This is a genomic window from Streptomyces sp. NPDC088747, from assembly GCF_044751025.1.
Lineage (GTDB): Bacteria > Actinomycetota > Actinomycetes > Streptomycetales > Streptomycetaceae > Streptomyces.
In genome coordinates this window covers 1-17,714 of sequence record NZ_JBIVKZ010000002.1, presented here as the reverse complement: position 1 = coordinate 17,714, position 17,714 = coordinate 1, and the positions used below count along the sequence as shown (strand labels likewise).

The window sequence follows — 17,714 nt, the reverse complement described above, 5'->3', positions numbered from 1 at the left end:
GGGGCCATCCCGAAGCGGGACCTCCCGAGCCTTGGACAAGTCCCTCCGAGCCGCGGACTAGTCCGTGCCGGCGTGCCCGAATCGTGCTCGGCACGCGCCCCTCCGTATGGCATTGCCATCGCCCGTGGTTACGGTGTGGGCCACGGAAACGGAGGTTCATGTCCCCTAATGAGGGATCGTTTCACCCGTACGGATTAAATGTGCTCAAGGGGGAGGAAGGGGCCACCGAAAGGCCCCTACGGTCGCACGGGTGAAGAGCAGCAGTCCGGAGACCTCCACACACACCACCGGCGCACACCGGGCGCACGAAGACGCGCGTGAGCGGGCGGCCGCGCCCCGTGGCGCGTCGAACCGCACCACCATGGCCCAGCGCCCACCCGCGCGCTACGAGCCCTATCTGGACGGCCTGTTCACCTACTGTCTGTCCGTCCTGTGCGACTACGACGCGGCGACCGCCGCCCTGGGGGACGTCCTCGCAGTGGCCGAACGCCGGGGCACTCGTGCCCCGGAGGCCGTGGGCGACCGCAGGGCGTGGCTGTACGCGCTGGCGCGCTGGGCCTGCCTGCGCACACTCGCCGAGACCAGGCGCGGGCGACAGGCGGCGCACGCCGCCGTCCGAGGGCGCGGAAGCCACAGGAGCGCCTCCAAGGGCGCCCTCAAGCCCGCGCGCGGGACGGCGGGCGCGGGGGCGCACGCGCCGGTGGACAAGGACGCCGCGGACCGGCGCGCGGCGGAGGCCGTGAGCGCCGCCGCGGCAGCCTCCGCCGCGGCAGCCCCCTCCGGCTCCTCCGGCTCCTCCGGCTCCTCCGGCTCCTCCGGTTCCTCCGGTTCCTCCGGTTCCTCCGGTTCCTCCGGTTCCTCCGGTTCCTCCGGTTCCTCCGGTTCCTCCGGCTCCTCCGGCTCCTCCGGTTCCTCCGGCTCCTCCGGTTCCTCCGGCTCGGTCGGCTCGGTCGGCTACGCGCCCGCTTCCGGCTCCGCCTTCGCACCCGCACCCGCTTCCGCGCAAACGCCCCCCGCCTCCGCCCCCGCTTCCGAGGAGACCCGGGCCCGGCATCGGCGGGAACTCGCCCTGCTGGCCTGGCCGGAGGCCGCCGGCACCACCCCCGAGCAGCGCGAGGCGCTCGAACTCGCGGTACGTCACCAGCTCGCCGCCCACGAGGTCGCCGCCGTCCTGGGTATGGACCTCGCCTCCGCGCGCGAACTGCTCGGCTCCGCCGCCTGCGAGGTCGAACGCACCCGCGCCGCGCTCGCCGTCGTGGAGACCGGCACCTGCCCGAGCGTCGCCCGTCTCACCGGCGACAACCAGCTCGTGCTCGGCACCGCCCTGCGCCGGGAGCTGGTCCGGCATGTCGACGACTGCCCGCGCTGTCGTCGTACGGCCGAGCGCGCGGTCGCCGGGTCCTGGCCCGGCACCACCGTCACGCCCGCCGCGCTTCCCGTCCTGGAGGCCCCGCGTGCGGCCCTGCACGTCGCGATGGCGCACGCCCCGCGCGCGCGGGGCAGTGCTCCGCGCTTCGACCGGCGCGGTTTCCCGATGGACCCCAAGGACCATGCCGCGCGCCGGGACCGGCTCCGCGCGCGTGCCGTCACCACCACCGTCGTGGCCACCGTCGTCGCGGCCCCCGTGCTCGCCCTCTGGGCGGCCTACCGGGGCGCGCCCCTCACCGGCGAGGGCACGGACGGCCGCCCGGTCACCGCGAGCGAGGGGCGGGACGACCACGGCAGCGACGGCGACCAGCCGGGCGGCTACGAGAACGCCGGTAACGCCAGCACCCGCCCCGACAGCCGTTTCACCCAGGGCGGCGGTTCGCCCGACGTCTCCGTGGAGGTCATCAGCGCCCCCGGGAGCAGCCAGGCACCGGGCGCCGGACACCTCTCCGTGTCAGCCGGCAACAGCGGCGACACGACCCTCATCACCCTGACCGCGTCCGGGAGTTCACCGGTCCACTGGTCCGCCCGCACCGGCGCCCACTGGCTCTACTTGAGCCGGTCCTCGGGAACGCTCGAACCCGGCGAATCGACGACGATCAAGGTGTACGTCGATCATCTGCGCGAGCCGGTGGGCCCCTGGAGCGCGCGGGTGTCGATCGCACCGGTGGGCGCCCTGGTCACGATCGGCGGATACGGCACCGCGCGCCCGACCGAGCCCGGTGGACCCGGCCCGCGCCCCAGCGATCCGACGCCGTCCGACCCCGGCCCCACACCGAGCGGTCCTGGCCCGTCCGACCCGGAGCCCACGCCCAGCGGCCCGAGCCCGTCCGACCCCCAGCCGACGCCCTCCGACCCGGAGCCGTCCGACCCGGGCGGCTCGACCCCGCCGCCCGGCGGGAGCGGCAGCCCGAGCCCGTCCTCGTAGTGACAGCCCGCGGCGCGCCGGGTGTCAGAACCTCGGGGCCCTCAGAGGACCGGGTCGGCCGGATGCGGAGCCAGCAGGGGCAGCTGGGAGGCCAGTCGCTCCTCGCAGAGCTCGACGAGCCGGCCGTAGCCCTCCTTGCCCATCAGCTCGACGAGCTCGGGACGGTAGGAGACGTACACCGGGTCACCCGCGCCGTGCGCCGAGGTCGCCGACGTGCACCACCAGTGCAGGTCGTGGCCGCCAGGACCCCAGCCGCGGCGGTCATACTCACCGATGGACACCTGGAGCACCCGGGTGTCGTCGGGCCGGTCGATCCACTCGTACGTCCGCCGCACGGGAAGCTGCCAGCAGACGTCCGGCTTGGTCTCCAGCGGCTCGAGGCCCTCCTTGACGGCCAGGATGTGCAGCGAGCAGCCCATGCCGCCCGCGAAGCCCGGACGGTTCTGGAAGATGCACGACCCCTTGTACGGGCGGGTCTGGCGGTCGCCGTCCTCGTCCTCCGAGACCCAGCCGGTCTTCGTCCCCACGTCGTGGTGCTGCCAGAGCTCCGGCGTGAGCCTCGCCACGAATCCGGCCACCCGCTTCTCGTCGTCCTCATCGGAGAAGTGGGCGCCCAGCGTGCAGCAGCCGTCGTCGGCGCGGCCCGCCTGGATGCCCTGGCAGCCGCTTCCGAAGACGCAGTTCCAGCGAGAGGTCAGCCATGTCAGATCGCAGCGGAACACCTGCTCGGCGTCGGCGGGATCCGGGAACTCCACCCACGCACGAGCGAAGTCGAGCCCCTTCTCGTCGCTCCGGTCCGGGCTCAGGTCCGGAGACTTCTTGGACTTCGTGGCCTTCGCCTGCAAGGAACCCTTGGCCGGTTTGTCGGGTTTCGCCTTTTTCGTCTTTGGCACCTGTCCAGGGTAAGTCGCCCGAGCCCGCTCCGGAGACGCCTCAGCGCGCGCCGGGGACGTCCCATCTCCCGCCCGACCAGCGCTCCTCGTCGAGCGACTCCGCCCCGGGCCACTCGAATGGCCGGACTCGCAGTAGCGTTCCGTACATGAGACTCGGTGTCCTCGACGTGGGATCGAACACGGTGCACCTGCTGGTGGTGGACGCGCACCCCGGCGCCCGGCCGTTGCCCGCGCATTCGCACAAGGCCGATTTGCGGCTCGCCCAACTGCTCGACGCGAGCGGGGCGATAGACCGCGAGGGCGTCGACAAACTGATCGAGACGGTCAAGGACGCGATGGAGGCCGCCGAGGACAAGGGTGTCGAGGCTCTGCTGCCGTTCGCCACCTCCGCCGTGCGCGAGGCCAGCAACGTGGACGACGTACTCGCCCGGGTCAAGGCCGAGACCGGCGTCGAGCTCCAGGTGCTGACCGGTGCGGAAGAAGCCCGGCTCACCTTCCTCGCCGTCCGCCGCTGGTTCGGCTGGTCGGCGGGCAAGCTCCTCGTCCTCGACATCGGCGGCGGCTCCCTGGAGATCGCCTACGGGATAGACGAGGAGCCGGACGCGGTCTCCTCACTGCCGCTCGGCGCGGGCCGACTGACCGCGGGCTGGCTCCCCGAGGATCCCCCCGACCCCGCCGCCGTCCGGGCGCTGCGACGCCATGTGCGGGCCCAGATCGCCCGTACGGTCGGGGAGTTCAGCCGTTTCGGGGCGCCGGACCACGTGGTCGCCACGTCCAAGACCTTCCGGCAGCTCGCCCGTATCGCCGGCGCCGCCCGCTCCGCCGACGGCCTGTACGTCCAGCGCGAACTCAAACGCCGCTCCCTCCAGGACTGGGTCCCCCGGCTCGCCGCGATGACCGCCGACGAGCGCGCCGAACTCCCCGGAGTCTCCGAGGGCCGCGCGAACCAGCTCCTCGCGGGGGCGCTGGTCGCCGAGGGCGCGATGGACCTGTTCGAGGTGGAGACGCTGGAGATCTGCCCGTGGGCACTGCGGGAGGGCGTGATCCTGCGGCGGCTGGATCAGATGGTGTCGGAGTAGCCGGAGTAGCCGGAGTTGTCGGAACAGCTGGCTCGCGCGGCGCTCGCGGTGCAGCCGTACGGGGTTCGCGGTGGACTCGTACGACGTTCGCGCGGCGCAGGTAGGACACCCGCGTGGCGTTCGCGGTGCACCCGTACCGCGTTCGCGCGGCGCGTGCAGGACACGACACCCGCCCGGCGCTCGCGGTGCGCCGTACAGCGCTCGCACGGCGCTCGCACGGCGTCCACGGGGCGCGGGACGGGCGCGTGAACGGCACCCGCACGGCGCCCTCAGAGGTGCTCTGGATCCCCACGGCTCCGAAAGTCGCTGGCCGAAGGCGCTCCAAACCAACCGCCGGAGGCAACCCGTACCCTGTCCCTCGTGGCAGAACCAGTTGTGCGCATCCCGGATGCGAAGGTCGCGCTGTCCACGGCGTCCGTGTATCCGGAGTCGACGGCGACGGCCTTCGAGATCGCCGCGCGCCTCGGGTACGACGGCGTCGAGGTCATGGTGTGGACCGACCCGGTCAGCCAGGACATCGACGCGCTGCGCAGACTCAGCGACTACCACCAGGTCCCGGTCCTCGCCGTGCACGCCCCCTGCCTGCTGATCACGCAGCGCGTGTGGTCCACCGACCCGTGGATCAAACTCCAGCGCGCGCAGGCGGCGGCGGAGAAGCTCGGCGCCGCCGCGGTCGTCGTCCATCCGCCCTTCCGCTGGCAGCGCCAGTACGCCCGTGACTTCGTCACCGGGATCTGGCGGATGGCGGACGAGACGGACGTACGGTTCGCCGTCGAGAACATGTACCCCTGGCGCTACCGCGACCGCGAGATGCTCGCGTACGCACCCGAGTGGGACGTGACGAAGGAGGACTACCGTCACTTCACGATCGACCTCAGTCACACGGCGACGGCCCGTACCGACGCCCTGCACATGATCGACCGCATGGGCGACCGCCTGGGCCACGTCCACCTCGCCGACGGCAACGGCTCCAACAAGGACGAGCACCTTGTGCCCGGCCGCGGCACCCAGCCCTGCGCCGAACTGCTGGAACGCCTCGCACTGACCGGCTACGACGGCCACGTCGTCATCGAGGTCAACACCCGCCGCGCCATGTCCAGCGCCGAGCGCGAGGCCGACCTGACGGAGGCGCTGGCCTTCACGAGGCTGCACCTCGCCTCCGCGGTGAAGGTGCCCCGCCGGTGACGAACGCCGCATCGCGGGACGCGGCCGCCCCGCGCCGCCGGGGCCGCCCCTCCCGTACGCAGACGGAGGCGGGCCCCGCCACCCGCGACCGCATCCTGGCCGCGGCCCGCGAGGAGTTCTCCGAACGGGGCTACGAGAAGACGTCGGTGCGCGGGATCGCCAAGGCCGCGGGCGTGGACTCCGCGCTCGTGCACCACTACTTCGGCACCAAGGAACAGGTCTTCGAAGCGGCCATCGAGGTCGCCGTCGCGCCCGCCCTGGCCGCGTCGACCGCGGTGGCGGACGGACCGCTCGACGGCGTGGGCGAGCGCCTGACCCGCTTCATGTTCGGGGTCTGGGAGAACCCGACGACCCGCGCCCCGCTGCTCGCGATCGTCCGCTCGGCCTTCAACAACGAGGCCGCCGCCGCCGTCTTCCGCCGTCTCCTCGTCGCCCAGTTGATGCGCCGCATCGCGCTGCAGTTCGACCTCCCGGACGCCGAGCTGCGCGCCGAACTCGCGGCGGCCCAGCTGGTGGGCATCGCGATGCTGCGCTACGTCATCAAGCTGGAGCCGCTGGCCTCCACGGACGTGGAGCGGATCATCGAGCGGGTGGCGCCGGTGGTGCAGGGACATCTGACGGGTTCCTGAGCGGTTCTTGCGGCGGCCCCGGGTCTCGCCGGGCGGCCCCTTCAGAGGTGACCGCCCGGCGAGACACCCGTCCCGCATACCGGACACCCTGTCCAGCCCTTGGAGCACCGGCGTACGCTCGAATCACTGACGACCAGCCGTGAAGGCAAGCAGCCACGACGAGCAGTCACGACCAGACGTCACGACCAGCAGTCACGACCGCCGGCCCGCACGAGCCGGTATCCCTGCGAAGGAGCGAGCGACGATGCCCGAGCTGAGGTCCCGCACAGTCACCCACGGCCGCAACATGGCGGGCGCACGCGCCCTTATGCGCGCCTCCGGTGTACCGGGCGCGGACATCGGACGGAAGCCGATCATCGCGGTGGCCAACTCCTTCACGGAGTTCGTGCCGGGCCACACCCACCTCCAGCCGGTCGGCCGGATCGTGAGCGAGGCCATCACCGCCGCCGGAGGCATCGCGCGCGAGTTCAACACGATCGCCGTCGACGACGGAATCGCGATGGGCCACGGCGGCATGCTGTACTCCCTGCCCTCCCGCGACCTGATCGCGGACTCGGTGGAGTACATGGTGGAGGCCCACTGCGCCGACGCCCTGATCTGCATCTCGAACTGCGACAAGATCACCCCCGGCATGCTGATGGCCGCCCTGCGCCTGAACATCCCGACGGTCTTCGTCTCCGGCGGCCCCATGGAGTCCGGCCGGGCCACGCTGGTCGACGGCACGGTCCGCACGCTGGACCTGGTCGACGCGATCTCCGACGCCGTGAACGACAAGATCTCGGACGAGGACATCCTCCGTATCGAGGAGAACGCCTGTCCGACCTGCGGCTCCTGCTCCGGCATGTTCACGGCCAACTCCATGAACTGCCTGACGGAGGCCATCGGCCTCTCCCTCCCCGGCAACGGCTCGGTCCTCGCCACCCACACGGCCCGCAAGGGCCTGTACCAGGACGCGGCCCGCACGGTGGTGGACATCACACGCCGGTACTACGACCAGGACGACGAGTCGGTCCTGCCCCGCAACATCGCCACCAGCGCGGCCTTCGAGAACGCCATGGCGCTCGACATCGCGATGGGCGGCTCCACCAACACGATCCTGCACCTGCTGGCCGCCGCCCAGGAGGCGGGCGTCCCGTTCGGCCTGGACGAGATCAACGAGGTCTCGCGGCGCGTGCCCTGCCTCGCCAAGGTCGCGCCGAACGTCGCCAAGGACCGTACGTACTACATGGAGGACGTGCACCGCGCGGGCGGCATCCCGGCCCTCCTCGGCGAGCTGCACCGCGGCGGCCACCTGAACGAGGACGTGCACGCGGTGCACAGCCCGTCCCTCGCCGACTGGCTGAAGACCTGGGACGTGCGGGCCGGTTCCCCATCCCCCGAGGCCCTCGAACTGTGGTACGCGGCCCCCGGAGGCGTCCGCTCCTCAGAGGCCTTCTCCCAGTCCGAGCGCTGGGAGGCCCTCGACGAGGACGCGGAGGGCGGCTGCATCCGCTCCGCCGAGCACGCGTACTCCAAGGACGGCGGCCTGGCCGTCCTCAAGGGCAACCTGGCCGTCGACGGCTGCGTCGTGAAGACGGCGGGTGTCGACGAGTCCATCTGGACGTTCGAGGGCCCCGCGGTCGTCTGCGAGTCCCAGGACGAGGCCGTCGACAAGATCCTCCGCAAGGAGATCACCCACGGCGACGTCGTCGTCATCCGCTACGAGGGCCCCAAGGGCGGCCCCGGTATGCAGGAGATGCTCTACCCGACGTCCTTCCTCAAGGGCCGGGGCCTCGGCAAGACCTGCGCCCTCGTCACCGACGGCCGCTTCTCCGGCGGCACTTCGGGCCTGTCCATCGGCCACGCCTCCCCGGAGGCGGCCTCGGGCGGCACGATCGCCCTCGTCAAGGACGGCGACCGCATCCGCATCGACATCCCGAACCGTACGATCGAACTCCTCGTCCCCGACGAGGAACTCGACACCCGCCGCTCCGCCCTGAACGGCGTCTACGCTCCCGCCAACCGCGACCGCAAGGTCTCCGCCGCCCTGCGCGCCTACGCGGCGATGGCCACCAGCGCGGACAAGGGCGCGGTCCGGGACGTCTCCCTGCTGGGCTGAGCATCCGCACGCGGGGCCGCTCCTACGGGGGCGGCCCCTTCGGTTGTCACCAGCGGGAGGGGTCGCGCCCGTCCACGGCGAAGACGGTTCCGTCGGGGGCGGTGGCGTAGACGTGGCCGTCGACGATCACGGGCTTGGGCAGCGCGCCCTGGACCTCTGCCGGGCCGCCGCCGAGCCGTGGTTCTGTCTGTCCGAGGAGCTTCCCGTTCCGGGCGTCGATCGCGAGCAGACGACCGTCGGCGGCGGTGAAGTAGACGTGCCGTGCGTCGGAGACAGGCGCGGAGCCCCAGGTGACTGACGTCTCCGAGCGCCACTTCTGCTTCTGGGCGTCCAGGTCGACGGCGACAAGGGAGCCGCCGACGGTCAGCAGGTGGACGAGGTTCCCCCGCACGGTGGCGACAGCCTGTTCGAGGGGAACGGGCAGAGACACCCGGCGGGACGCGCGGGTCTCCGGGGTGTAGCGCACCACGGCATCCACGTCGCCGTAGACGCTGTCGACGGAGACGAAGACGACGGCGCCGTTCCTGCTCCCGACCGGCTTCAGCGAGCCGTCGAGCTCCGCGTCCCACCGGACGTCGCCCGAGTCCGGGTCCACCGCGGTGACGCGCGTACTCGACCCGTCGTCCGCCGAACTCATCGCGTAGGCCAGCGGATCTCCGGTGAACGAGGCGAAGTACGGCACGCCCTGGTTCGGTATCCGGCTGCTCCACTTCGTCTCGCCCGTGGCGCTGTCCACGCCGGTGACCTTTCCGGTGGGGCTGGTCAGCAGGAGCATCCCTCCCGCGTACTGCCTGTCGTTGTACGACGAGACGTCCAGACCCCAATGTGTCCTGCCCGAGTCGGGATCGAGCGCTTCCAGTCGTCTGTCGCCGTCGGTCAGGATGTGGACCAACCCACCCGACAGGACAGGCGGGTTGTCCGACACACCCAGCTCGGCGAGGGGGCGCCGCCACTGCACGGCACCGTCCGCCGGGTCGAGTGCGACGACCATCCCCGACTGCGCGCAGATCAACTGCTGCGCGCCGTACGAGCATTGAGGCATGCCCTTGGCGCCGGGTGCCGGCTTGGTGGCCCAGGCGCCGAACGGCGCGGGCGCGGAGTGCGAGGCGTCCTTCAGCGCCGCGCCGCTTCCCCCGCCGAACAACTGGACCGAGGCGAACACGCCGCCCGCGACGAGGGCGGCCACAAGGGTCCCGAGGACGACCCGCTTACGGAGATACCCCCGTAGGCGCGCCTCGGACGCGTCGGCACCCGGCTCCGGCTTCGGTGAACCACCCAGTCGCTGGGCCGGAATGAACGCCTGGGTGTCGTACGAGGCCGCCACCGACCGGAGTTCCCGCATCAACTCGTCCGGAGTCGGCCGGTCCTCGGGCTGCTTGGCCAGGCAGCGCAACACCAGCGGCGCGAGGTTCTCCGGTACGCCGGTCAGGTCGGGCTCGTCGTGCACGACCTGGTAGGCGACGACGTACGGACTGTCGGAATCGAAGGGCCCGCGCCCGGTCGCGGCATGCACCATCACCGAGCCGAGCGCGAAGATGTCCGCGGCAGGCCCGACCTCCCGAGGCCGACGGAACTGCTCGGGCGCCATGAACGGCGGCGTGCCGATCAATTTGCCCGTCTCGGTGCGCAGTTCGCTGTCCTTTGGCCGGGAAATGCCGAAGTCGATGACCTTGGGGCCGTCCTCGGCGAGCAGGACGTTGCTCGGCTTCAGATCCCGGTGCACGACACCCACGCGATGTATGTCGCGCAGCGCCTCGGCGAGTCCGGCCATCAGGCGGCGCAACTGGCCGACCGGCATGGCCCCGTTCCGCTTCACCTCGTCGTCGAGAGTGGGTCCGGGGATGAACAGCGTGGCCATCCAGGGACGTTCGGCCTCGGGGTCGGCGTCGACGACGGACGCCGTGAAGGCACCGCTCACCCGCCGGGCCGCCGCGACCTCCTGCCGGAAACGCCCCCTGAACTCGGGGTCCTTGGCATACCGGGCGTGCACGACCTTCACGGCCACCCGCATCCCGGACGTACCGCGGGCAAGGTGCACGACGCCCATACCGCCCGAGCCGAGGCACGACTCCAGGCGGTAGTGACCGGCGTACTCGGGAAGTTCCGCTTCCAGGGCCGCTTCGTCGTTCCGCTGTGGCGCCATGGGAACCCCCGTGCTGTGTTCGTCCGCGCGCGCGACGCACGGAGCCTAGTCGATGACTCGTACGGGACGGAGGCGGCTTGCTAGCCTCCGCGTGCGGGAAATGCACGTGTGTGCATGGCCTGATTCAGGGGAATCAACGGGACCCCATGGCAGTCATGGGGTTCAACGGGGGAGGCTTTTCATGTCTGTTGACGGTATCGAGGAGATCGAGGGCCGCGACCAGGATCTGGCCGTGACCGCTGTGACCGCCGAGGCGGTCCTGCGCTACTACCCGGTCGCGCCGGGTGTCCGGCTCAATGTCCGCAGTGGTCCGGGCACCAGTTACGGCGTCGTCCGGGTCCTCGCGGAAGGCGCTCAGGTCCCGATCCGCTGCCAGCGTCCGGGCGGGACGGTGACCGGCCCGTACGGCACCTCGAACATCTGGGACAACATCGCCAGTGGCGAGTACGTCTCGGACGCCTACGTGAAGACCGGCAGCGACGGGTATGTAGCGCCGCGCTGTGCCTGACTCACCACCGTCGTCAACGAGAGGCCGGCAATGACACTCCGGAAACGCAGATCCATCCTGCTGACAGGGGCTATGGGGGCTCTTCTCATGGTGGTGAGCTCGCCTGCGGCGGAGGCGGCTCTTCGCTACTACCCGATCGCGCCGGACGTCCGGCTCAATGTCCGCAGTGGCCCGGGCACCACCTACCGCATCGTCCGAGTCCTGTCCGAGGGCTCCCACGTGCCGATCTTCTGCCAGAAGGCGGGGCAGACGGTCACCGGCCCGTACGGCACATCGAACATCTGGGACGGCATCGGAGTCAGTGAATACGTCTCCGACACCTACATCCAGACGGGCAGCGACGGCTACATAGCGCCCTTCTGCGCCTGAGACCCGCCCGGCAGGGCCCCGCGGAACCCCGGAGCGATAATCGACGCGTGAGCGACGACAGCACCGGCACCCCCGCGGGGCCCCAGCCCGAACCCATCCGCTTCTTCGGCACGAGGTGGGTGGACCACACGGACGGCTACACGGCACGCCGAGCAGCCGTGGCCGTCGGCTCACTGGCGGCCGCCGTGGCCGCCTGCTTCGTCCTCCGCTTCGCCTACCAGGGCCTGGAGATCGCGAACGTGGGTACGCCGGTGAACCTCCTGGTCGTCGTGATGTTCGCGGTGTGCAGCGCCCTCGCGTTCCGTCAGACCTCGGCGGCGTTCACCAAGCGCCCCGACCCCGACCGTCAGGCATCCCTCCGAGGCCTCCTCACCATCGGCTTCATCGGCTCCCTCCTCGCCTACTTCTTCCGCTCCCTCACCGAGGCCCCGGGAGAGAAGCTCCACCGCGAGGAGTACGAGACGGCCCGCGAACAGTACGAACGCCGCAGCAAGCGCCGCACGGGCAACCCCTCGAAGAAGCGACGCACGTCGTAGCCACGGGAGAGCGACGACGAACGCCCGGCGGACGTACGACGGATGCGTGGCGGACGTACGACGGATAGCGCCTGGCAGCAAGCCAGCGGACGCCCGCCGCCCCACGGCCCACCGGACCGGGGGCGGACGCACCACGCCCGGGCCCCCGGCAGGGCGGTGAACGTACGGCCAGTCGCCCGCCGGCAGGGCAGCGGACGTACGAAGTCCAGCACCCGCCGGCAGAGCAGCGGACGCACGACGCCCACGGCCCACCGGACCGGCGACAGGCACACCACCCCCGACCCCCGCCAAAAGGCACCAGAAACCCGGCGATCGCCGAACGCCGAACGTCCAAAGCCAACCGCCCAACGGCGCAGCACCCCTCACCCCACCGCACCCCGCCACCCCAAACTCTCCCCAACCCCCCGCTCTCCCCCATCCACCCCCGTCACCATGGCCCCATGACCTCCCACGCACGCCCCGATTCCCACAGCCACACCACCCGAGCCCATTCCTTCAACGCGGCCGCGGCCCAGTACGCCGCCAACCGCCCCTCCTACCCCTCCGCCCTCTTCGACGCGATTGAGGACCTCGCGCGGCGCCCGCTCACCGGGGCGAGGGTCGTGGACGTAGGCGCCGGCACGGGCATCGCGACCGCCCTCCTCGTGGCGCGGGGCGCGAACGTGCTGGCGGTCGAGCCCGGCCAGGGGATGGCGGCCGAGTTCCGCCGCACGCTGCCCGACACCCCCGTCGTGCTGGGCAACGGCAACGCCCTCCCGCTGGCCACCGGCTCCGCCGACCTCCTCACCTACGCGCAGTCCTGGCACTGGACCGACCCGGCCCTCGCCGTCCCGGAGGCCTTCCGCGTACTGCGCCCGGCGGCCGGCGCGCTCGCCCTCTGGTGGAACACCGAGGCCCTGGACATCCCCTGGATCGCGGCGGCAGCCGACCGCGTCGAGCGCTACCTCGGCATCGACGCGGTCGTGACGAAGAACGGCAGCGGTGCCCAGGCCGCGGCCGCCCTGTCCACCACCCCGGACGTCTCCCTCCACGTCGACCGCCACCAGGTCCGCTGGAGCCGCCGGGTCGCCGTCGACACCCACCTCGCGAACCTCGGCAGCCACTCGGCCTTCCTGGTCCTCGGTGAGGCGGGTGCGAACGCCTTCCTCACCGAGGAGCGCGCCCACCTGCTCGCCGCCTTCCCCGACGGCATGGTCGAAGAGGTCTACGACGTCGAACTGATCGTCGCCACCCGCCCGTGACCGCGTCGACCGCGCCCGGCGACCCATCCCTAAAGGGCCGCCGCAGATGCGTGATCCAGATGCCGCAGCCCGCCGGGTTCCAGCCGTACGTCCGGCGGTGGGCCGCGGTGGGCCGCGGTGAACCGACTACGGACCGGGCAAGGCAGGGTCCGCGCTCGGGCGCTCGGGCGCTCGGGTGGCGGTCGGACTTTGAGGGCAGGACAGGTTCGCGGTCGGGCTTGACGAGCCCACCGGGCGGGAGCAATATTCATCACATGATGAATATTGCGTCGGGCTCACCCGACCCCACCGCGGAACCACCCAACTCCCCGGGCCCGCCCGCCATCCGCGCCGAAGCCCTGACCGTCCGACGAGGCACCCGAACCGTCCTGCGCGGACTCGACTTCGCCGTACCCCGCGGCCAGATCACCGGGCTGCTCGGACCCTCCGGCTGCGGCAAGTCGACCCTGATGCGCGCGACCGTGGGCACCCAGGCCAAGGTCACCGGCACACTCGAAGTTCTCGGCCGCCCCGCAGGCGACCCCGCGCTCCGCTCCCGCGTCGGCTACGTCACCCAAGCACCCTCCGTCTACGACGACCTGACCGTCCGTCAGAACCTCGACTACTTCGCCGCGATCCTCGACCCCGGCCACGCCGCCGCCGAACGCCGCAGCGCCGACGTCACCCAGGCCATCTCCGACGTCGACCTCACCTCCCACGCGGACTCCCTCGCCGGCAACCTCTCCGGCGGCCAGCGCAACCGCGTCTCCCTCGCGGTCGCCCTCCTCGGCACCCCCGAACTCCTGGTCCTCGACGAACCGACCGTCGGCCTCGACCCCGTCCTGCGCCGAGACCTCTGGAACCTCTTCCACGCCATCGCCGCCGAACGCGAGGCCACCCTGCTGGTCTCCTCCCACGTCATGGACGAGGCCGAGCGCTGCCACCGCCTCCTCCTGATGCGCGAGGGCGAGATCCTCGCCGATGACACCCCGGACGCCCTGCGCGACCGCACCGGCTCCGACACCGTCGAGGCCGCCTTCCTCCACCTGGTCGACGAGGCGAACGCGGCCGGCAGTCGGCCCCCCACGCAAGAGACGCCCGGCAACGAGTCCCCCTCCGGCGACCACCCCCGCAAGGAGACCGTCCGATGAGCACGACGACCACACCCACCAGCGCACCCCGGCGCACCGGCGGCAAGGAGAGCGCCCACGCGAGCGCGATCAACCTCGCCCGCACCACCGCCACCGCGGCCCGCGTACTGCGCCAGCTCCGCCACGACCCGCGCACCATCGCGCTGATGGTCCTCATCCCCTGCGTGATGCTGCTCCTGCTCCGCTACGTCTTCGACGGCAGCCCGCGCACCTTCGACTCCATCGGCGCCTCCCTCCTCGGGATCTTCCCGCTGATCACGATGTTCCTGGTCACCTCCATCGCCACCCTGCGCGAACGCACGTCCGGCACCCTGGAACGCCTCCTCGCCATGCCCCTCGGCAAGGGCGACCTCATCGCCGGCTACGCCCTCGCCTTCGGAGTCCTCGCCATCGTCCAGTCGGCCCTGGCCACCGGCCTCGCCGTCTGGTTCCTGGGCCTCGACGTCACCGGCTCACCCTGGCTCCTCCTCCTGGTCGCCCTCCTGGACGCCCTGCTCGGCACGGCCCTCGGCCTCTTCGTCTCGGCCTTCGCCTCCTCGGAGTTCCAGGCCGTCCAGTTCATGCCGGCCGTGATCTTCCCTCAGCTCCTCCTCTGCGGCCTCTTCACTCCCCGCTCCGACATGCACCCCGTCCTCGAAGCCATCTCCGACGTCCTCCCCATGTCCTATGCCGTGGACGGCATGAACGAAGTCCTCAAACACATCGACATGACAACCACCTTCGTCCACGACATCCTGATCGTCGCGGGCTGCGCCCTCCTGGTCCTGGCCTTGGGGGCGGCAACCCTGCGACGCCGGACCGTATGACCGGCCGGACCGTATGACCGGCGGGACCGTGTGACCGGCACGCCGTGACCCTCGGGCGGTCCGCCCAACGGACAGCTCACCCCGTCCCGCATCCCCGGTGCGAGGATGGCCCCCGGACGACGCACCCCCGGAGGGCACCCGCACCATGACCCAGAAAGTCGCAGTCCTCGGCACCGGCAAGATCGGCGAAGCCCTGCTCAGCGGAGTGATCCGCGCCGGCTGGCCCCTCCCGGACCTGCTGGTCACCGCCCGCCGCCCCGAGCGCGCCAAGGAACTCCAGGAGCGCCACGGAGTCACGCCGGTCACCAACGCCGAGGCGGCCAAGGCAGCCGACACCCTGATCCTCACGGTCAAGCCGCAGGACATGGGCACCCTCCTGGACGAACTCGCCCCGCACATCCCCGCCGACCGCCTGGTCATCAGCGGCGCGGCAGGCATCCCCACCTCCTTCATCGAGGAGCGCCTGGCCACCGGCACTCCGGTCGTCCGTGTCATGACGAACACCCCCGCCCTCGTCGACGAGGCCATGTCCGTCATCTCCGCCGGCAGCCACGCCACCGCCGAGCACCTCGCCCACGCCGAGGAGATCTTCGGCGCCGTCGGCAAGACGCTCCGCGTCCCCGAGTCCCAGCAGGACGCCTGCACCGCCCTCTCCGGCTCGGGACCGGCGTACTTCTTCTATCTCGTCGAGGCCATGACGGACGCGGGCATCCTGCTCGGCCTGCCCCGCGACAAAGCACACGAGCTCATCGTCCAGTCCGCGATCGGCGCCGCCGTGATGCTCCGCGACAGCGGCGAACACCCCGTGAAACTCCGCGAGAACGTCACGTCCCCGGCGGGCACCACGATCAACGCCATCCGTGAACTGGAGAACCACGGAGTGCGCGCCGCGCTGATCGCCGCGCTGGAGGCTGCCCGCGACCGCAGCCGCGAACTGGCCTCCGGCAACAGCTGACGGAACCGGGGCCGGGCCCGCCCCCGGCCCCACCTTCCGTCACGCCAACGCCCGCAGACCTTCAGCCCGCCGCCAGCAGCCCGATCGCCTGATACGCCGCGTCCACTCTCGGCCGTGCCATCGCCCTGGCCTTCTCCGCCCCGATCCGCAACACCCCCTCCACATACGCAGGATCCGCGCACAACTCCTTGTGCCTTTCCTGTACGGGCCTGAGGAGCTCGACCACGGCCTCGGCGGTGTCCTTCTTCAAAGCTCCGTACGATTCATATACACCGCTCAAGGCCTCGGGGTTCCCACCCGCACAGGCCGCGAGAATCTCCAGCAGATTCGAGATCCCCGGCCGGGCCTCCCGGTCGTACACGAGGTCCTGTCCGCTGTCGGTCACGGCCCGCATGATCTTCTTCCGCACGACCTCGGGCTCGTCGAGCAGATAGACGACCCCGGGCCCGACGTCATCGCTCTTCCCCATCTTCGACGTCGGCTCCTGGAGGTTCATGACCCGCGCGGCGACCACCGGACGCGTGGCCCGAGGCACCGCGAACGTGTGCCCGTACCGCTGGTTGAACCGCGTGGCCAGATCCCGGGTCAACTCCACATGCTGCGTCTGGTCATCACCGACAGGCACCTCATCGGTCCCGTAGGCCAGGATGTCCGCCGCCATCAGCACGGGATACGTCAACAGCGACAGCCGCACACTCCCACCGCGCTCCCGTTCCCGCGCGGCCTTCTCCCGGTACTGGATCATCCGCCGCATCTCCCCGTCGGTCGCGACGCACTCCAGCACATAGGACAGCCGAGCGTGCTCGTCCACATGACTCTGTACGAACACCGTGCACAGCTCCGGATCGAGACCCGCCGCCAGCAACAACGTCGCCGCCTGCCGACTGAGTCTGCGTACGCGCCCCGGATCGTGGTCCACGGTCAACGCGTGCAGGTCTACGACGCAGAACAGGGCATCGGCCCGGTGCTGATCGACGTCAGACCACCGGCGTACGGCGCCCAGGTAGTTCCCCAGGGTCAGATGCCCGGTCGGCTTGACCCCACTGAAGATGCGCGTCATCTCTCCACCTCCTGGTCGAGGCCGCCGCACCCGCCGGCCGGCTCTCCAGGAGGGAGACACAAAAACGGCCGCCGAGGCGGCGGCCGTTGAGTACATACGTGTGTACGGCCGCCGTCAGGCGGCCCACCACTGCTGGGTGCACGTATGTGTAGTCACGGCTCCAAGGTACGCCCGCCAGACCCCTCCTGGAGCGGAGTTGACACACCTCCGCGTCCTACGTAATGTTCTCCGGGCTGTCCGACGTGAGCGCCGACTCCGGTCGGTCCCCGGACGGCCATTCCGCAACAAGCACTCAACGAACGACGAACCGTCGTCGGCTCGTTTTCCTGTGTGTTTGCGAAATGAGGAATCCGCGTTCGAAAGAGCGCCACCCCGATTAGCTCGGGAGCCCGGATTCCGCTAATGTCTCACTCGTCGGAACGGCCGAAGGGCCGGGAGGACAAGCCCCGCTGACTGGGAATCAGGCCCGAAAGGATCTGATAGAGTCGGAACCGCCGGAAAGGGAAACGCGAAAGCGGAAACCTGAAAGGCACCGAGGAAATCGGAACCGGAAACGGTCTGATAGAGTCGGAAACGCAAGACCGAAGGGAAAAGCCCGGAGGAAAGCCCGAGAGTCTCTCGGGCGAGTACAAAGGAAGCGTCCGTTCCTTGAGAACTCAACAGCGTGCCAAAAATCAACGCCAAGTTTGTTGATACCCCGTCTCCGGCCGTTCGGTCGGGACGAGG

General features: G+C 70.9%; 15 protein-coding genes. 12 read left to right on the top strand and 3 right to left on the bottom strand.

Going from position 1 to position 17,714, the window contains the following annotated elements:
* Window positions 1–250: 250 nt before the first annotated feature.
* Complete coding sequence (locus ACIP79_RS04520) at window positions 251–2,356, top strand: hypothetical protein (RefSeq protein WP_401219298.1); 2,106 nt, start codon at window positions 251–253, stop codon at window positions 2,354–2,356.
* Window positions 2,357–2,397: 41 nt separating this feature from the next.
* On the opposite strand, the gene ACIP79_RS04515 is transcribed toward ACIP79_RS04520, so the two are convergent.
* Window positions 2,398–3,249: a hypothetical protein gene (locus ACIP79_RS04515; protein WP_401219295.1), complete on the bottom strand. Its 852-nt coding sequence runs from the start codon at window positions 3,247–3,249 to the stop codon at window positions 2,398–2,400.
* 146 nt (window positions 3,250–3,395) lie between these two features.
* On the opposite strand from ACIP79_RS04515, the gene ACIP79_RS04510 reads away from it, so the two are divergent.
* The 4 genes from ACIP79_RS04510 (at window position 3,396) to ilvD (ending at window position 8,240) form a co-directional block, all read left to right on the top strand.
* Window positions 3,396–4,328 (top strand): Ppx/GppA family phosphatase, encoded by a 933-nt coding sequence (locus ACIP79_RS04510; protein ID WP_401219292.1) that lies wholly within the window; start codon window positions 3,396–3,398, stop codon window positions 4,326–4,328.
* A 360-nt stretch (window positions 4,329–4,688) separates the two neighbouring features.
* Entirely contained in the window at window positions 4,689–5,513 is an 825-nt protein-coding gene (locus ACIP79_RS04505; RefSeq protein ID WP_401219289.1) for a sugar phosphate isomerase/epimerase family protein, read from the top strand.
* Window positions 5,510–6,142 carry a TetR family transcriptional regulator gene (locus ACIP79_RS04500; protein WP_401219287.1) on the top strand — a complete coding sequence of 211 codons (633 nt, stop codon included), beginning with the start codon at window positions 5,510–5,512 and terminating at the stop codon, window positions 6,140–6,142. The genes ACIP79_RS04505 and ACIP79_RS04500 overlap by 4 nt, the downstream gene beginning before the upstream one ends.
* 244 nt (window positions 6,143–6,386) lie before the next feature.
* Window positions 6,387–8,240 carry a dihydroxy-acid dehydratase gene (gene ilvD, locus ACIP79_RS04495; protein ID WP_401219285.1) on the top strand — a complete coding sequence of 618 codons (1,854 nt, stop codon included), beginning with the start codon at window positions 6,387–6,389 and terminating at the stop codon, window positions 8,238–8,240.
* Window positions 8,241–8,286: 46 nt separating this feature from the next.
* Here the strand turns inward: ilvD and ACIP79_RS04490 are convergent, their stop codons facing one another.
* A complete protein-coding gene (locus ACIP79_RS04490) occupies window positions 8,287–10,383 on the bottom strand; it encodes a serine/threonine-protein kinase (RefSeq protein WP_401219282.1) in 2,097 nt (698 codons plus the stop codon).
* Between the two features lie 181 nt (window positions 10,384–10,564).
* Between ACIP79_RS04490 and ACIP79_RS04485 the strand changes: the two genes are divergently transcribed.
* The 7 genes from ACIP79_RS04485 (at window position 10,565) to proC (ending at window position 15,928) form a co-directional block, all read left to right on the top strand.
* On the top strand, window positions 10,565–10,891 hold the full coding sequence (locus tag ACIP79_RS04485) for an SH3 domain-containing protein (protein WP_383681640.1): 327 nt from the start codon (window positions 10,565–10,567) through the stop codon (window positions 10,889–10,891).
* A 72-nt stretch (window positions 10,892–10,963) separates the two neighbouring features.
* Complete coding sequence (locus ACIP79_RS04480) at window positions 10,964–11,260, top strand: SH3 domain-containing protein (protein ID WP_401219279.1); 297 nt, start codon at window positions 10,964–10,966, stop codon at window positions 11,258–11,260.
* A 47-nt stretch (window positions 11,261–11,307) separates the two neighbouring features.
* The gene (locus ACIP79_RS04475) at window positions 11,308–11,796 is read left to right on the top strand and encodes an EamA/RhaT family transporter (RefSeq protein WP_387185095.1); all 489 of its coding nucleotides are present in this window, start codon (window positions 11,308–11,310) and stop codon (window positions 11,794–11,796) included.
* 440 nt (window positions 11,797–12,236) lie between these two features.
* Window positions 12,237–13,037 (top strand): class I SAM-dependent methyltransferase, encoded by an 801-nt coding sequence (locus ACIP79_RS04470; RefSeq protein WP_401219275.1) that lies wholly within the window; start codon window positions 12,237–12,239, stop codon window positions 13,035–13,037.
* A gap of 254 nt (window positions 13,038–13,291) precedes the next feature.
* Window positions 13,292–14,167 carry an ABC transporter ATP-binding protein gene (locus ACIP79_RS04465; RefSeq protein ID WP_401219272.1) on the top strand — a complete coding sequence of 292 codons (876 nt, stop codon included), beginning with the start codon at window positions 13,292–13,294 and terminating at the stop codon, window positions 14,165–14,167.
* A complete protein-coding gene (locus ACIP79_RS04460) occupies window positions 14,164–14,973 on the top strand; it encodes an ABC transporter permease (protein WP_401219270.1) in 810 nt (269 codons plus the stop codon). Before ACIP79_RS04465 ends, ACIP79_RS04460 begins: the two co-directional genes overlap by 4 nt.
* Before the next feature lie 145 nt (window positions 14,974–15,118).
* Entirely contained in the window at window positions 15,119–15,928 is an 810-nt protein-coding gene (gene proC, locus ACIP79_RS04455) for a pyrroline-5-carboxylate reductase (RefSeq protein ID WP_401219267.1), read from the top strand.
* Window positions 15,929–15,989: 61 nt separating this feature from the next.
* Here proC and trpS read toward each other — a convergent pair whose 3' ends face one another.
* A complete protein-coding gene (gene trpS / locus ACIP79_RS04450; RefSeq protein WP_387185106.1) occupies window positions 15,990–16,988 on the bottom strand; it encodes a tryptophan--tRNA ligase in 999 nt (332 codons plus the stop codon).
* Window positions 16,989–17,714: the final 726 nt, after the last annotated feature.

Bases quoted from the DNA above. Each gene is read 5' to 3' on its own strand.
- ACIP79_RS04510 (WP_401219292.1), top strand. From the start codon at position 3,396: ATGAGACTCGGTGTCCTCGACGTGGGATCGAACACGGTGCACCTGCTG.
- ilvD (WP_401219285.1), top strand. From the start codon at position 6,387: ATGCCCGAGCTGAGGTCCCGCACAGTCACCCACGGCCGCAACATGGCG.
- ACIP79_RS04490 (WP_401219282.1), bottom strand. From the start codon at position 10,383: ATGGCGCCACAGCGGAACGACGAAGCGGCCCTGGAAGCGGAACTTCCC.
- ACIP79_RS04485 (WP_383681640.1), top strand. From the start codon at position 10,565: ATGTCTGTTGACGGTATCGAGGAGATCGAGGGCCGCGACCAGGATCTG.
- ACIP79_RS04480 (WP_401219279.1), top strand. From the start codon at position 10,964: ATGGGGGCTCTTCTCATGGTGGTGAGCTCGCCTGCGGCGGAGGCGGCT.
- ACIP79_RS04470 (WP_401219275.1), top strand. From the start codon at position 12,237: ATGACCTCCCACGCACGCCCCGATTCCCACAGCCACACCACCCGAGCC.
- ACIP79_RS04465 (WP_401219272.1), top strand. From the start codon at position 13,292: ATGATGAATATTGCGTCGGGCTCACCCGACCCCACCGCGGAACCACCC.
- ACIP79_RS04460 (WP_401219270.1), top strand. From the start codon at position 14,164: ATGAGCACGACGACCACACCCACCAGCGCACCCCGGCGCACCGGCGGC.
- proC (WP_401219267.1), top strand. From the start codon at position 15,119: ATGACCCAGAAAGTCGCAGTCCTCGGCACCGGCAAGATCGGCGAAGCC.
- trpS (WP_387185106.1), bottom strand. From the start codon at position 16,988: ATGACGCGCATCTTCAGTGGGGTCAAGCCGACCGGGCATCTGACCCTG.